The sequence below is a fragment of the Pseudomonas quebecensis genome, from assembly GCF_026410085.1.
GTDB lineage: Bacteria > Pseudomonadota > Gammaproteobacteria > Pseudomonadales > Pseudomonadaceae > Aquipseudomonas > Aquipseudomonas quebecensis.
Genome location: NZ_CP112866.1, coordinates 5,050,419 through 5,063,848, shown reverse-complemented (window position 1 = coordinate 5,063,848; position 13,430 = coordinate 5,050,419). Strand labels below are relative to the sequence as shown.

Genomic DNA, 13,430 nt, shown 5'->3' with positions numbered 1-13,430 from the left:
TTGGGCTATAGCGCAGCAAGAAAATTCCGACGCTGTTAGCGCAGCGCCGAAATTAACTCAAATCAGGGGCGGGGAGCTATAGGACAGCGAACGTGCCCTGTGCTTTTGCGACAAGTTTTTCGCCCTGGTACACATCCGCCTCGACCACCAATGTGCGACGACCTGCGTGAATGATGCGGCTGGTGCACAGCACTTCACCTTCCTCCACGGCGCGAATGTAATTGATCTTGCATTCGATGGTCGCGCTCTGCTGGTCGAAACCATGGGCGCTGGAACAGGCCAGTCCCATGGTGATGTCCACCAGGCTGAATATCGCCCCGCCATGCAGCTTGCCTGCGCGGTTGCGCAGCTGCGGCGCCAGGCTCAGGGCCACCTCGGCAACGCCCGGTTCCAGACGTTGCAGGCGGCAGCCGATCAGCTCGCTGAAGGCGCTCTGCGCCAGGCCTGCGGGGATGTCCATCAACGTTTCTTCAACTGTTTGGCGTTGGCGAACAACGAGGCCATGGCATTGTTGCTCGGCGCTGCCGTGGCGGTTTCCTTGCGCGGTGCGCTGTTCTGCGACGAACGCGCAGCGGAGCCAGGGCGTGCGCCACGGGCACCGTCGATTTTCTCGCCGGGGGTGTCGCTCATGCGCATCGACAGGCCGACGCGTTTGCGCGGGATGTCGACTTCCATGACCTTGACCTTGACCACGTCACCGGCCTTGACCGCTTCGCGCGGATCCTTGATGAATTTCTCCGAAAGCGCGGAAATATGCACCAAACCGTCCTGATGCACACCGATGTCCACAAAAGCGCCGAAGTTGGTGACGTTGGTCACCACACCTTCGAGGATCATGCCCGGTTGCAGGTCCTTGAGGTCTTCGACACCGTCCTGGAATTCTGCTGTCTTGAACTCGGGGCGCGGGTCGCGGCCCGGTTTTTCCAGCTCTTGCAGGATGTCGGTGATGGTCGGCACGCCGAAGGTTTCGTCGGTGTACTTCTTCGGGTCCAGGCGCTTGAGGAACGCGGCGTCGCCGATCAGCGAGCGGATGTCGCGGTCGGTCTCGGCGGCAATTCGCTGCACCAGCGGGTAGGCTTCCGGGTGGACCGCCGAGGCGTCCAGCGGGTTGTCACCGTTCATGACGCGCAGGAAACCGGCGGCCTGCTCGAAGGTTTTTTCACCCAGGCGTGCGACTTTTTTCAGCGCTGCGCGGGTCTTGAATGCGCCGTTTTCATCGCGGTGGTTGACGATGTTCTGCGCCAGGGTGGCGTTAAGGCCGGAAATTCGCGCCAGCAGCGCCACCGAAGCGGTGTTCACGTCCACACCCACGGCGTTTACACAGTCTTCGACGACCGCATCCAGGCCGCGTGCCAGCTTTAACTGCGACACGTCGTGCTGGTACTGGCCGACGCCGATGGATTTAGGGTCGATCTTCACCAGTTCGGCCAAGGGGTCCTGCAGGCGACGGGCAATGGAGACCGCGCCACGGATCGATACGTCGAGGTCCGGGAATTCCTTGGAAGCCAGCTCCGACGCCGAATATACCGACGCGCCCGCTTCGGAAACCATGACTTTGGTCATCTTCATGGCTGGGTATTTTTTGATCAGTTCGGCGGCCAGTTTGTCGGTTTCGCGGCTGGCGGTGCCGTTGCCGATGGCGATCAGGTCGACCGAATGCTTGGCACACAGGGCGGCGAGGATCGCGAGGGTCTGGTCCCACTTGTTGTGCGGCACGTGCGGGTACACGGTGGCGTGGTCCAGCAGCTTGCCGGTGGCGTCGACCACGGCGACCTTGCAACCGGTGCGCAGGCCAGGGTCCAGACCCAGCGTGGCGCGCGGACCGGCCGGGGCGGCCAGCAGCAGGTCGTGCAGGTTGTGGGCGAATACGTTGATCGCCTCGGTCTCGGCACCGTCGCGCAGCTCACCCAGCAGGTCGGTTTCCAGGTGGGTGTAGAGCTTGACCTTCCAGGTCCAGCGCACCACTTCACCGAGCCATTTGTCCGCAGGGCGGTTTTGATTCTGGATGCCGAATTGTTGACCGATCATGCCTTCGCACGGGTGCATGGTGCCTGGCAGTTCATCGCCGACCTTGAGCGAGGAGCTGAGAATGCCTTCGTTGCGGCCGCGGAAAATGGCGAGGGCACGGTGGGACGGCATGCTCTTGAGCGGCTCGTCGTGTTCGAAATAGTCACGGAACTTGGCGCCTTCTTCCTCTTTGCCGGCGATCACACGGGCACTGAGAATGGCTTCCTGCTTCAAATAGTTACGCAGCTTTTCCAGCAGGCTGGCGTCTTCGGCGAAGCGTTCCATGAGGATGTACTTGGCACCCTCCAGCGCGGCCTTGGTGTCGGCGACGCCTTTTTCGGCATCGACAAAGCGCGCGGCTTCGGTTTCCGGGGTCAGCGACGGGTCGTTGAACAGGTCGTCGGCCAACTCGCCGAGGCCGGCTTCCAGGGCGATCTGGCCTTTGGTGCGGCGCTTCTGTTTGTATGGAAGGTAAAGGTCTTCGAGGCGGGTCTTGGTGTCCGCAAGCTTGATGTCGCGCTCCAGTTGCGGGGTCAGCTTGCCCTGTTCCTCGATGCTGGCGAGGATGCTGATACGCCGTTCGTCGAGTTCTCGCAGGTAGCGCAGGCGCTCTTCCAGATGCCGCAATTGGGTATCGTCGAGGCTGCCGGTCACTTCTTTACGGTAACGGGCAATAAAGGGCACCGTGGAGCCTTCGTCCAGTAGCGCGACGGCCGCTTCGACCTGTTGTGGGCGTACACCGAGTTCCTCGGCAATGCGGCTGTTGATGCTGTCCATAAAACCACCTGAAATTCTGAAAAGCAGCTCGCGAGCCCGGAAAACAAGGCCTTGCGAGACTGGTTGAGCGGCCCGACCGGCGCCGCTGCCTGGGTCAAAGGCAGCCTATTGACCCTCGAAATCGAAAAAATCACGACAAGCGGGTGAAAAAAGCCCTGCAGTAAACGGTAACGATCTGACGTTGCCCTGCACGAAGGCGCGGCATTATAACCGGCGTTCTGCCCTTGGGGGGTACTGTGCCAGGAGGTTGTAGGGCGCGGGTTCGCTGGCAGTAGAGGAAAAATCTGCTAACAATGCACACGGTGCGTATAACGGCAGCTAGGCCATAATGCGCGCCGAGATAAGAGGAGCATCCAATGAGCAGCACTGCACACACTGCTGAAGGCGAAAAAATTCTCATCGTTGATGACGATCCGGGGCTGAGCAGCCTGCTGGAGCGTTTCTTCAACTCCAAAGGCTATCGAGCCCGCGCGGTACCGAATACCGAGCAGATGGACCGCCTCCTGGGGCGTGAAGTGTTCAATCTTGTCGTGCTCGACCTCATGCTGCCCGGCGAAGACGGCCTGACCGCCTGCAAGCGCCTGCGCGGTGCCAACAACCAGATTCCCATCATCATGCTCACCGCCAAGGGCGACGAGCTTAGCCGCATCAAGGGGCTCGAACTGGGCGCCGATGACTACTTGGCCAAGCCGTTCAATCCCGATGAGTTGATGGCGCGTGTCAAAGCGGTCCTGCGTCGTCAGGCACCGGCGGTGCCGGGCGCTCCGGGCAGTGAAGACGAGAGCGTCACGTTTGGCGACTACGAGCTGTCGCTGGCGACCCGCGAGCTCAAGCGCGGCGAAGAAGTGCACATGCTGACCACCGGCGAATTCGCCGTGCTGAAGGCGCTGGTCATGAACGCGCGTCAGCCGCTCACGCGTGACAAACTGATGAACCTGGCCCGTGGTCGCGAGTGGGACGCGCTGGAGCGTTCCATCGACGTACAGATCTCACGTTTGCGCCGGATGATCGAACCGGACCCGTCCAAACCGCGTTATATCCAGACGGTGTGGGGTGTGGGGTATGTGTTCGTGCCGGATGGCACTGCTACAAAGTGATCAATGACTTGCAGGTGCGGGCATCCTGGCGTTTGACTCCATAAAGGTCGACGGGATGCCTGGCGTCTGCAATTCTGCGAGCGCCGCTCATTCCTGCAAGGTGTCCAGCTGTCCTCTATGAAAACCCCGCTGTGGTTCCCGCAAAGTTTCTTCTCCCGCACCCTTTGGCTGGTGCTGATCGTCGTTCTGTTTTCCAAGGCTCTTACCCTGGTTTATCTGCTGATGAACGAGGACGTGCTGGTGGACCGGCAATACAGCCATGGTGTCGCGTTGACGCTGCGTGCCTATTGGGCCGCCGACCCCGAGAATCGCGAGAAGATCGCCAAGGCCGCCACGCTGGTGCGCGTGGCCGGTGCCGGGGTGCCGGAAGGCGAGCAGCACTGGCCCTACAGCGAAATCTACCAGCGGCAGATGCAGGCCGAACTGGGGGAGGACACCGAAGTACGGTTGCGCATGCATGTATCGCCCGCATTGTGGGTACGTGCGCCAAGCCTGGGCGAGGATTGGATGAAGGTGCCGCTGTATCCGCACCCTTTGCGCGGGCAGAAAATCTGGAACGTGCTGGGTTGGTTCCTGGCCATTGGGCTGCTTTCAACCGCGTCCGCGTGGATCTTCGTGCGCCAGCTCAACCAGCCGCTCAAGCGTCTGGTGTTCGCTGCCCGGCAACTGGGCCAGGGCCGCAGTGTGCGCTTACCAGTCAGCGATACGCCCAGTGAAATGACTGAGGTGTACAGCGCCTTCAACCAGATGGCGGAGGACGTCGAACAGGCCGGCCGCGAACGCGAGCTGATGCTGGCCGGCGTGTCTCACGACTTGCGCACGCCGTTGACGCGACTGCGCCTGTCCCTTGAGTTGATGGGCAATCCTACCGACCTGACAGTTGACATGGTCCGCGACATTGAAGACATGGACGCGATCCTCGACCAGTTCCTGGCGTTTATCCGTGATGGCCGTGACGAAATGGTCGAGGAAGTCGACCTGACCGAGCTGGTGCGTGAGGTCGTCGCGCCCTATAACCAGAACGGCGAGCAGGTGCGCATGCGCCTGCAGCCGATCCAACCGTTCGCGCTGCGGCGCGTGTCGATGAAGCGCCTGTTGAACAACCTGATCGGCAACGCCCTCCATCACGCCGGTTCGGATGTGGAAGTGGCAGCGTACGTGTCCGGGGACAGCACTGCCCCGTATGTGGTGCTGAGCGTGATGGACCGCGGCACCGGCATTGATCCTGCGGAGCTGGAAGGTATCTTCAACCCGTTCACCCGAGGGGATCGTGCACGTGGCGGCAAGGGGACGGGCCTGGGCCTGGCGATCGTGCGACGGATTGCTTCGATGCATGGTGGCAATGTCGAGTTGCGTAACCGCGAAGGCGGCGGCCTGGAAGCGAGGGTGCGCTTGCCGCTTGGGCTGATGCTGCCAAGAGATGCGGTATAGAGACAGCGGCAAGTTTCAAGCTTTAAGCCGCAAGCGAAAGGCCGACAGCTTTTGCCCTTTCTTGCAGCTTATCGCTTGAAGCTAACAGCGGCGTCCCTAACCCTTGCCCTTTGTCCTGGTCATATTCGGCCCGCCGTTTTTTTCCAGATGCTGGATGATGATCCCCGCCACATCCTTGCCGGTGGTGGTCTCGATACCTTCCAGGCCGGGTGAGGAATTCACCTCCATCACCAGCGGCCCATGATTGGAACGCAGGATATCCACCCCCGCTACCGCCAAGCCCATCACCTTGGCCGCCCGCAGCGCGGTCATGCGTTCTTCCGGGGTGATCTTGATCAGGCTGGCACTGCCGCCGCGGTGCAGGTTGGAGCGAAACTCACCCGGCTTGGCCTGGCGCTTCATGGCGGCGATGACTTTGTCGCCCACCACGAAGCAGCGGATGTCCGCCCCGCCGGCTTCCTTGATGTATTCCTGCACCATGATGTTCTGCTTGAGGCCCATGAAGGCCTCGATCACCGACTCGGCCGCGGTGGCGGTTTCACACAGCACCACGCCGATGCCTTGCGTGCCCTCTAATACCTTGATCACCAGCGGTGCGCCGTTGACCATTTCGATCAAGTCCGGGATGTCGTCGGGCGAATGGGCAAAACCGGTGACCGGCAAGCCGATGCCCCGGCGAGACAGCAATTGCAACGAGCGCAGTTTGTCCCGCGAACGCGCAATGGCAACCGATTCGTTCAGCGGGAATACCCCCATCATTTCAAACTGCCGTAAAACGGCGCAGCCATAGAACGTCACCGATGCCCCGATACGCGGGATGACCGCGTCAAATCCCTCAAGAGGCTTGCCCCGGTAGTGAATTTGCGGCTTGTGGCTGGCAATGTTCATGTAGGCACGCAACGTGTCGATCACCACCATTTCATGGCCACGTTCAGTGCCGGCCTCGACCAGGCGGCGGGTGGAATACAGACGCGGGTTTCGCGACAGCACAGCAATCTTCATGCAGCACCTGGGGCAGAAATAGTAGAGACCGGGAACACCGGCTTGTCTTGAACGTACTTGACGCCGGGATTGACCACCAATTGGCCGTCGATCAGCGCCTTGGAGCCCAGCAACAGGCGGTAACGCATGGCTTTGCGGCAGGCCAGGGTGAATTCCACCCGCCATACCCGATCACCCAACGCCAGCGTGGTGCTGATCACATAACGCACCTGCGCATGGCCGTTGGAGCTCTTGATGGTTTTCATCGTCACCAGGGGCGCTTCACAGCGACGATGGCGCAGTTGCACAACGCTGCCCAGGTGTGCGGTAAAACGCACCCACTTTTCGCCGTCGCGCTCGAATGGCTCAATGTCGGTGGCGTGCAGGCTGGAAGTGCTGGCACCCGTATCAATCTTCGCGCGCAGCCCTGCCACTCCCAGGTCGGGAAGGGCCACCCACTCACGCAGACCCACAACGGTCAAATGGTCAAATGTCTTCAATATGGGTAACCGGTCAATTCGCCCAGGCCTGGGAAGGAATCTTGGCCAAAGCATTGAATGCGGGCCTGGCGAACCAATAGCCTTGCATCAGAAATATTCCACAGTCGGACAGGAAGTCTCGCTCCCCGGCACTTTCGATACCTTCGGCGATGACAGTAACGCCCAACTGCTCACAGATTGTGACAATCCCCCGGACGATTACCTGGCGGACGCGATCCTTGTCGACATCGCGAATGAGCGCCATATCAAGCTTGATCAAGTCAGGTTGGAAATCGGCCAGCAGATTCAGCCCCGAATAGCCCGCGCCGAAATCGTCGATGGCGGTCTTGAAGCCGAATTGGCGGTATTCACGCAGAATATTGGTCAAATGGCGATAGTTATCTACGTGCTCGCTCTCCAGTGTTTCGAAAATCAGCCGGTCCAGCGGAAAATTGTGCGCGCGTGCAGCCTCCAGCGTGCTGCGAATACACAGCTCCGGGCGATACACGGCATTGGGCATGAAGTTGATCGACAGGTGAGTGTGCATCCCCAGCGCCGCAGCGCCTGCAATGGCTTGGGTGCGGCAGCGCTGGTCGAAGCGATAGCGATTGCTTTCGTTGACCTGCTGCAGCACCGACAGTGCGCCTTCGCCATTGACGCCGCGCACCAGCGCTTCGTTGGCGAAGATCGAATGGTCCCGCAGGTCTACGATAGGTTGGTAGGCAAACGCGAAATCGAACCCGAGGGGTTCGCTCTGCTGGCAGCCCACGCACCGTTGGCCCGGCGAGGTGAGTGAAATGGGGAAGTCGGTCACGGCGTATCCTCGCGAAAACGGGGTGCTACCTGGCGTATCTTAGGTGAGCCTTGGGATTTATGCGTCGAAGGGTTTCAACGGTAAAGTTGCGACATTTTTCAAAGCGAGGAATTCAAGTGGCTCAAAAGCAGGAAGAGGAAGAAAAGGTCCGTTTGGACAAGTGGCTATGGGCGGCGCGTTTTTTTAAAACACGTGCCTTGGCCAAGGCCGCCATTGAGAGCGGCAAGGTGCATCATCGAGGCGAGCGCTGTAAACCGGGCAAAGAGCCACGTGTCGGTGATGAGTTGCAGATTCGGATAGGTTTTGACGAGAAGACCGTCGTGGTCCAGGCACTTTCCATCGTGCGCCGTGGCGCACCCGAAGCACAGGCGCTGTACACCGAAACCGAAGCGAGCATTGCCAAGCGCGAAAATGCGGCAGCCATGCGCAAGGCGGGTGCCACCGGGATGACCACTGATGGCAAGCCGAGCAAGAAACAGCGCCGCGATTTGTTCAAGTTTCGCGGCAGCGGCAGTGATGACTGATTGCGTACAACCCTCGTTAAGACGCGGTCAATGTGGGGGGAGCAAGCCCTCCACATTAGGCCTGCGGCGTTAAGAGGCTGTGCGCATGACGCTCAATCGACCAATCAATGGCAGTTTACCAAGCAACCTGAACAACGGTGCTGTCACCCGCATCAACACCCCCGACACCTTCGCCGCAAACGGCGTGTAGTACCCCCAGCCTAATGCCAGCAGCGCCAGCAGCACACCGCCGATATAGTCGTCCTGGCCCCAGTGCGCGCCGGCGACCAGGCGCGGCATCATGAACAACAACGCCAAGCCCCAAATGACCAGTATCTGGCCGACGCGCTTGGCAAATACGCTCATGAACATCCCCCAGATCAGCAGCACTGAGGCATGATCACCCGGAAAACTCTGGCTTGAGCGGTCCTTCAATTCCCAGGTTTTTTCCAGGCCGGGGAAATAATCGCTCATCTGAATGGCGCCGCTGATCACCATCGACGGGCTACTGTGCTGCCAACCCATCTGCGCCGCGAGCTTGGAAAACAGCATGCGGATAAACAGCAACAGCAGCAGAATGCCGATGAAACCGAAAAACGCCTGGCGTACCTGCAACGCCTTGAATACCCAGTCGCCGCGAATGAGCAGGGCCAGCAGAATCACACCGACCACTGCATCGAACGGGCGCAGGCTTGCCACGGCCCATAGATGCAGCCAGGCTGAGCTGCTGGCCAGTGGATCATTGAGCAGATGGAACAGCCATTCGTCGAAAGCCACGCAGAGCATCTGCCCCGTGGGCCACAGCCAGAAACACAGCAGCCCGACGGCGATCAGATTGCACAGCGCCCACCCCCCGAGGTTCCACTTGGCTTGGAACAAACCCGGATTGTTCATAAACTGTCCCTCTTCGCTCTGTGAAATCGCACCAATTTGGTGCCAAAGCGTTTAATTTTATAAACTTTGTAACCATTTTGTCATCACTTCAGATACCCAGACCTATGACTGATTTGCCGCATAACGACTTCACCCAACGCTTCATCTTCGACGACAGCGACGCGCGCGGCGAACTGGTGTCGCTGGAGCTCAGCTATGCCGAAGTCCTCGCCAAGCACGCTTATCCAGAACCGGTCGCGCAACTGCTGGGCGAACTGATGGCCGCGGCGGCTTTGCTGGTGGGCACCATGAAGTTCGATGGTTTGCTGATCCTGCAGGCGCGTTCCGAAGGCCCGATTCCGCTGTTGATGATCGAATGTTCCAGCGAGCGCGACATTCGCGGCCTGGCCCGCTACGACGCCGCCCTGATCGCCGCAGACGCAACCTTGTCGGACCTGATGCCCAACGGCGTATTGGCGCTCACCGTCGATCCGACTCAGGGCCAGCGCTACCAGGGCATCGTCGACCTCGATGGCAAGACATTGTCGGAATGTTTCACCAACTATTTCGTAATGTCCCAGCAGGTGGGCACCAAGTTCTGGCTCAACGCCGACGGTAAACGCGCCCGGGGCATGCTGTTGCAGCAATTGCCGGCCGATCGCATCAAGGACGACGACGATCGTGCGGAAAGCTGGCGCCATACCATCGCCCTGGCCGACACCCTGAAAGCCGAAGAGCTGCTGGGCCTGGACAACGAAACCATTCTCCATCGTCTGTACCACGAGGAAGCCGTGCGGCTGTTTGACGCGCAGGGCCTGCGCTTCCGTTGCAGCTGCTCCCGCGAGCGTTCGGCGAACGCCTTGGTCAGCCTGGGACTGGAAGATGCGCAGAATCTGGTGGTGGAACACGGCGGCACTATCGAGATCGACTGCCAATTCTGCAACCAGCGCTATCTGTTCGATGCCGCTGATGTCGCCCAATTGTTCGCTGGCGCAGGCGTCGACACCCCTTCCGGTACCCGACACTAAAACGTTTAAGCACAGGTAAATCACCTGTCGATTGCCGTATTAGCGCTGTTCTGACGGGAGGGCCCTACTCTTTTTGGGCTTTTCTGGCATAATCCGGCCCACTTTTTTCGCGGTAGTAGTGCGCAACTTTCTACTACAAAACGTTTGGAGCACTCGGCCATAGGCCGACGGGGAACCTCATGACGCAAGCCAACAACGCCGTATACACCGATCTTAGTGTTGACGATCTGGTTAAAGAAGCCCTGCAGCGCGGTGAAGGCGTGCTTGCCGATACGGGTGCGCTGGTTGTAGAAACCGGTCACCGCACCGGCCGTTCGCCAGTCGATCGTTTCATTGTTGAAGAGCCTTCCACCCAGGACGCCATTGCCTGGGGCCCGATCAATCGCAAGTTCCCGGCCGACAAGTTCGACGCCCTGTGGGCGCGTGTCGAAGCGTTCAACAATGCGCAAGAGCATTTCGTTTCCCACGTTCATGTAGGTGCTTCGGCAGACCACTACCTGCCCGTGAAAATGACCACCCAGACTGCCTGGCAGAACCTGTTCGGTCGTTGCCTGTTCATCAACCCGGCCCAGTACAACCCTGCTGGCCGTGACGAATGGCAAGTGCTCAACGTGGCCAACTTCGAGTGTGTGCCGGAGCGTGACGGCACCAACTCCGACGGTTGCGTGATCCTCAACTTCGCCCAGAAAAAAGTGCTGATCGCCGGTATGCGTTACGCCGGTGAAATGAAGAAAGCCATGTTCTCGGTGCAGAACTTCCTGCTGCCGGCCGCCGATGTGCTGCCAATGCACTGCGCCGCCAACATCGGCGAAGCAGGCGACGTGACCCTGTTCTTCGGTCTGTCGGGTACCGGCAAGACCACCTTGTCCGCCGACGAAAGCCGTTACCTGATCGGCGACGACGAGCACGGCTGGGGCGAAGGCGTTGTGTTCAACATCGAAGGCGGTTGCTATGCCAAGTGCATCGACCTGTCCGAGAAGAACGAACCGGTTATCTGGAAAGCCATCAAGCACGGCGCGGTGCTGGAAAACGTGGTGATCGACGAGGCCAAGCACGCCGACTACACCAATGTGAGCCTGACCCAGAACAGCCGCGCCGCCTATCCGCTGGAGCACGTTGCCAAGCGTTCCGAGAAAAACCTGGGCGGCGAGCCTAACGCGGTGATCTTCCTGACCTGCGACCTGACTGGCGTACTGCCGCCGGTGTCGATCCTCAGCGAAGAGCAAGCGGCCTATCACTTCCTGTCCGGCTACACCGCACTGGTGGGCTCGACTGAAATGGGCTCGGGCAGCGGTATCAAGTCGACCTTCTCCACCTGCTTCGGCGCACCGTTCTTCCCACGCCCGGCCGGTGAATACGCAGAGCTGTTGATCAAGCGCATTCGTGGTTTCGGCTCGAAGGTCTACCTGGTCAATACCGGTTGGACCGGCGGCGGCTACGGTGTCGGCAAACGGTTCAACATCCCGACCACGCGCGGCGTGATCGCAGCGATTCAGAGCGGCGCGTTGATCGGTGCTGAAACCGAACACCTCGACACCATCAACCTCGACGTGCCACTGGCCGTACCGGGCGTTGAGACCGGCTTGTTGAACCCACGTAACACCTGGGCTGACAAGGCCGCTTACGATGAAGCAGCGAAGGCCCTGGCCGGCCTGTTCATCGAGAACTTCAAGAAGTTCGAAGTGAGCGATGCGATCAAGGCTGCGGGTCCGAAGTTGTAAGATTCGGCCGCTGTGAAAAAGCCGCCCCTTTGTGGGCGGCTTTTTTATGGGCGGCGTCAGGCTGAAGCGGATATCCGTGTCGGAAGGCTAAGTGTTTTAGCGCTCAGCTCAGATTTTCCAAGGTCTGCGTGTCCCAGCTGTGAGTTTTGATGGCCAGGTAGAGCATACCGATAGTCAGTGGGACCTTGTCGCCATGCCCTTTGCTGCGACGCTTGAGGAACACGTCAAAGACCGGCGGGTTGAAGTAGCGATAAGTGTCGTAGTCGCCCAGGTCGAGGGCGAACTCCTGCTCCAGTTTTTCCATGAGCTGCTTGGCTTCACTGCCGTCACAGCCCAGGTCGAAATTAAGTGAGGTTTGCAGGCGGATGGTCTTGTGTTTCGGCAGGCCGATTTCTTCGTGCAGCAGCTGCAGGAGTTGCTGCATCACGGGGTCTTCGGGGAGGTTCGGGGCGAGGTTCATGGTGGGGGCACGCAGGAGTGGATGAAGGGGCTGGTTGCGTTGGAGGCGGTATTTGTTTCGAGTGATGAAGAGCGCCAAGCCTATTAAGAATACAAAGACAGGTAGCAGGGGCATTCTGAGGATCACCGCTACATAGGGTAGTAGGAACGTCAAAATAAGGCCTATTGTAATAAATGTGACTGCGAAGTGCTTTCTGAGCATGGGGTCTGTGATTTGGTAGTGCAGCACCAAATAGATAATGAGAAAGGAAGCGGATTGAAGGTAAAGGGCCATGTCACTAAGACTCGTCTGAGTAGACATGCATTGAGAGTGTTGACCGCTGAGGTCCTATGCCTCCGCTCACACTGGCATCCAGACCGATGATGATGTCTCCAGCGTGATATCTACGAAGCTTGCCGAAAATCGAATCTCCAACGAAGCCCGCGGTTACGGTTGAAATGGCAATCCCCGATGCTTTAACCGCTCCGGAGATTATGTTTTTGATGAGCACGTTTTGGTCGTTTAACCGATCGGCCTGATTCCGTCTCAAAGGATGGGAAATCGCGACCGCCATTTTGCTTGGCAAGTCTCTGGCCAGCATTTTTTCGTACAGCCCACTTATCTGATCGCGCACTTGTCGCGCTGCCGTTTTTGTTTCAAGCAGGCATAGATTGGCCAAAGCATGCCGATTGTCAGGCACTACAGTGAAGCGAATCACTGTGAAGATGACGCCATAGTGGCCGATGTGTTGAGTCCTTTCGATGTTCACAGGTTTCTGCCGAGAAAGTTGAGACCGCGCTATTTTCATTCAGCTACGGGTAACTTCTGTAGAGGGTCAAGCGGGTGTTTGGAGCAGTTTGGGAAGGGGATGTCGCTGTGTTTGGAGGTTTCCTACAACCGTTTCCGGAATTTGTGGTTTGTAGGAGCGAGCTTGCTCGCGAAAAACTCAAGGACGCCGCGTTTCTTCTGGTTTACCGCGCGATCGTTGACGATTTTCGCGAGCAAGCTCGCTCAAAGCGTGTTGCTTAGATTTGCGGTTGTTCGGGTTGCAGCTGTACATGTTGCGCCGCTTCCAACAAATCACAGCCGTCCTGGACGAGCAGGTACAAGGCGTTGGTGATGTGGGAGATGTCTTTGAGGTTGGCGTGTTCGAAGGTCAGGCAGGAGAAGGTTTCCAGCAGGTCCGTAGCTGCGCGGATGCGTTGGTGGGCGGCGGACTGTGTCCAGGTTGGTCAACCGGCAGGGATCACCCGGCACGCCCGAAGGCGTCCCAAACACAG

General features: G+C 59.1%; 13 protein-coding genes and 1 pseudogene. 5 read left to right on the top strand and 9 right to left on the bottom strand.

Annotated elements, in window-relative coordinates; translation table 11 throughout:
• Positions 1-76 precede the first annotated feature (76 nt).
• Both OSC50_RS23470 and OSC50_RS23465 read right to left on the bottom strand, forming a co-directional pair.
• Positions 77-460, bottom strand: a complete 384-nt coding sequence (locus OSC50_RS23470) for a PaaI family thioesterase (RefSeq protein WP_253509958.1) — start codon at positions 458-460, stop codon at positions 77-79.
• Entirely contained in the window at positions 460-2,784 is a 2,325-nt protein-coding gene (locus tag OSC50_RS23465; protein WP_266245419.1) for a Tex family protein, read from the bottom strand. Before OSC50_RS23465 ends, OSC50_RS23470 begins: the two co-directional genes overlap by 1 nt.
• 356 nt (positions 2,785-3,140) lie before the next feature.
• Between OSC50_RS23465 and ompR the strand changes: the two genes are divergently transcribed.
• Both ompR and OSC50_RS23455 read left to right on the top strand, forming a co-directional pair.
• Entirely contained in the window at positions 3,141-3,881 is a 741-nt protein-coding gene (gene ompR / locus OSC50_RS23460; protein ID WP_181081031.1) for an osmolarity response regulator transcription factor OmpR, read from the top strand.
• Between the two features lie 117 nt (positions 3,882-3,998).
• A complete protein-coding gene (locus OSC50_RS23455; RefSeq protein WP_266245421.1) occupies positions 3,999-5,312 on the top strand; it encodes an ATP-binding protein in 1,314 nt (437 codons plus the stop codon).
• Positions 5,313-5,408: 96 nt separating this feature from the next.
• On the opposite strand, the gene rimK is transcribed toward OSC50_RS23455, so the two are convergent.
• From rimK to rimA, 3 genes are read right to left on the bottom strand one after another with little or no spacing between them, the layout of a single operon-like run.
• Positions 5,409-6,314, bottom strand: coding sequence for a 30S ribosomal protein S6--L-glutamate ligase (gene rimK, locus OSC50_RS23450; protein ID WP_003171022.1), 906 nt, complete (start codon positions 6,312-6,314; stop codon positions 5,409-5,411).
• A complete protein-coding gene (gene rimB / locus OSC50_RS23445; RefSeq protein WP_005783815.1) occupies positions 6,311-6,793 on the bottom strand; it encodes a retropepsin-like aspartic endopeptidase RimB in 483 nt (160 codons plus the stop codon). Before rimB ends, rimK begins: the two co-directional genes overlap by 4 nt.
• Positions 6,794-6,806: 13 nt before the next feature.
• Positions 6,807-7,586: a S6 modification regulatory phosphodiesterase RimA gene (rimA, locus tag OSC50_RS23440; RefSeq protein ID WP_266245422.1), complete on the bottom strand. Its 780-nt coding sequence runs from the start codon at positions 7,584-7,586 to the stop codon at positions 6,807-6,809.
• A gap of 116 nt (positions 7,587-7,702) precedes the next feature.
• Here rimA and OSC50_RS23435 point away from each other — a divergent pair, with 116 nt between their 5' ends.
• Positions 7,703-8,110 carry an RNA-binding S4 domain-containing protein gene (locus OSC50_RS23435; protein WP_181081028.1) on the top strand — a complete coding sequence of 136 codons (408 nt, stop codon included), beginning with the start codon at positions 7,703-7,705 and terminating at the stop codon, positions 8,108-8,110.
• A gap of 69 nt (positions 8,111-8,179) precedes the next feature.
• Here OSC50_RS23435 and OSC50_RS23430 read toward each other — a convergent pair whose 3' ends face one another.
• Positions 8,180-8,983, bottom strand: coding sequence for a phosphatase PAP2 family protein (locus OSC50_RS23430; RefSeq protein ID WP_181081027.1), 804 nt, complete (start codon positions 8,981-8,983; stop codon positions 8,180-8,182).
• A 104-nt stretch (positions 8,984-9,087) separates the two neighbouring features.
• Here OSC50_RS23430 and hslO point away from each other — a divergent pair, with 104 nt between their 5' ends.
• The gene (gene hslO / locus OSC50_RS23425) at positions 9,088-9,990 is read left to right on the top strand and encodes an Hsp33 family molecular chaperone HslO (protein ID WP_266245423.1); all 903 of its coding nucleotides are present in this window, start codon (positions 9,088-9,090) and stop codon (positions 9,988-9,990) included.
• Between the two features lie 179 nt (positions 9,991-10,169).
• A complete protein-coding gene (locus OSC50_RS23420; protein ID WP_253509961.1) occupies positions 10,170-11,711 on the top strand; it encodes a phosphoenolpyruvate carboxykinase in 1,542 nt (513 codons plus the stop codon).
• 103 nt (positions 11,712-11,814) lie between these two features.
• On the opposite strand, the gene OSC50_RS23415 is transcribed toward OSC50_RS23420, so the two are convergent.
• The 3 genes and pseudogenes from OSC50_RS23415 to OSC50_RS23405 form a co-directional block, all read right to left on the bottom strand.
• Entirely contained in the window at positions 11,815-12,171 is a 357-nt protein-coding gene (locus OSC50_RS23415) for a DUF1493 family protein (RefSeq protein ID WP_181081024.1), read from the bottom strand.
• Positions 12,172-12,448: 277 nt separating this feature from the next.
• Complete coding sequence (locus tag OSC50_RS23410; RefSeq protein ID WP_266245424.1) at positions 12,449-12,919, bottom strand: hypothetical protein; 471 nt, start codon at positions 12,917-12,919, stop codon at positions 12,449-12,451.
• A 256-nt stretch (positions 12,920-13,175) separates the two neighbouring features.
• Positions 13,176-13,364: pseudogene (locus OSC50_RS23405) on the bottom strand (hypothetical protein); the annotation flags it as partial.
• Between the last annotated feature and the right edge of the window lie 66 nt (positions 13,365-13,430).

What these genes read in the sequence shown, in the direction of transcription:
- OSC50_RS23470 (WP_253509958.1), bottom strand. Translation starts at nt 460, where the DNA reads ATGGACATCCCCGCAGGCCTGGCGCAGAGCGCCTTCAGCGAGCTGATC.
- OSC50_RS23465 (WP_266245419.1), bottom strand. Translation starts at nt 2,784, where the DNA reads ATGGACAGCATCAACAGCCGCATTGCCGAGGAACTCGGTGTACGCCCA.
- ompR (WP_181081031.1), top strand. Translation starts at nt 3,141, where the DNA reads ATGAGCAGCACTGCACACACTGCTGAAGGCGAAAAAATTCTCATCGTT.
- OSC50_RS23455 (WP_266245421.1), top strand. Translation starts at nt 3,999, where the DNA reads ATGAAAACCCCGCTGTGGTTCCCGCAAAGTTTCTTCTCCCGCACCCTT.
- rimK (WP_003171022.1), bottom strand. Translation starts at nt 6,314, where the DNA reads ATGAAGATTGCTGTGCTGTCGCGAAACCCGCGTCTGTATTCCACCCGC.
- OSC50_RS23430 (WP_181081027.1), bottom strand. Translation starts at nt 8,983, where the DNA reads ATGAACAATCCGGGTTTGTTCCAAGCCAAGTGGAACCTCGGGGGGTGG.
- hslO (WP_266245423.1), top strand. Translation starts at nt 9,088, where the DNA reads ATGACTGATTTGCCGCATAACGACTTCACCCAACGCTTCATCTTCGAC.
- OSC50_RS23420 (WP_253509961.1), top strand. Translation starts at nt 10,170, where the DNA reads ATGACGCAAGCCAACAACGCCGTATACACCGATCTTAGTGTTGACGAT.
- OSC50_RS23415 (WP_181081024.1), bottom strand. Translation starts at nt 12,171, where the DNA reads ATGAACCTCGCCCCGAACCTCCCCGAAGACCCCGTGATGCAGCAACTC.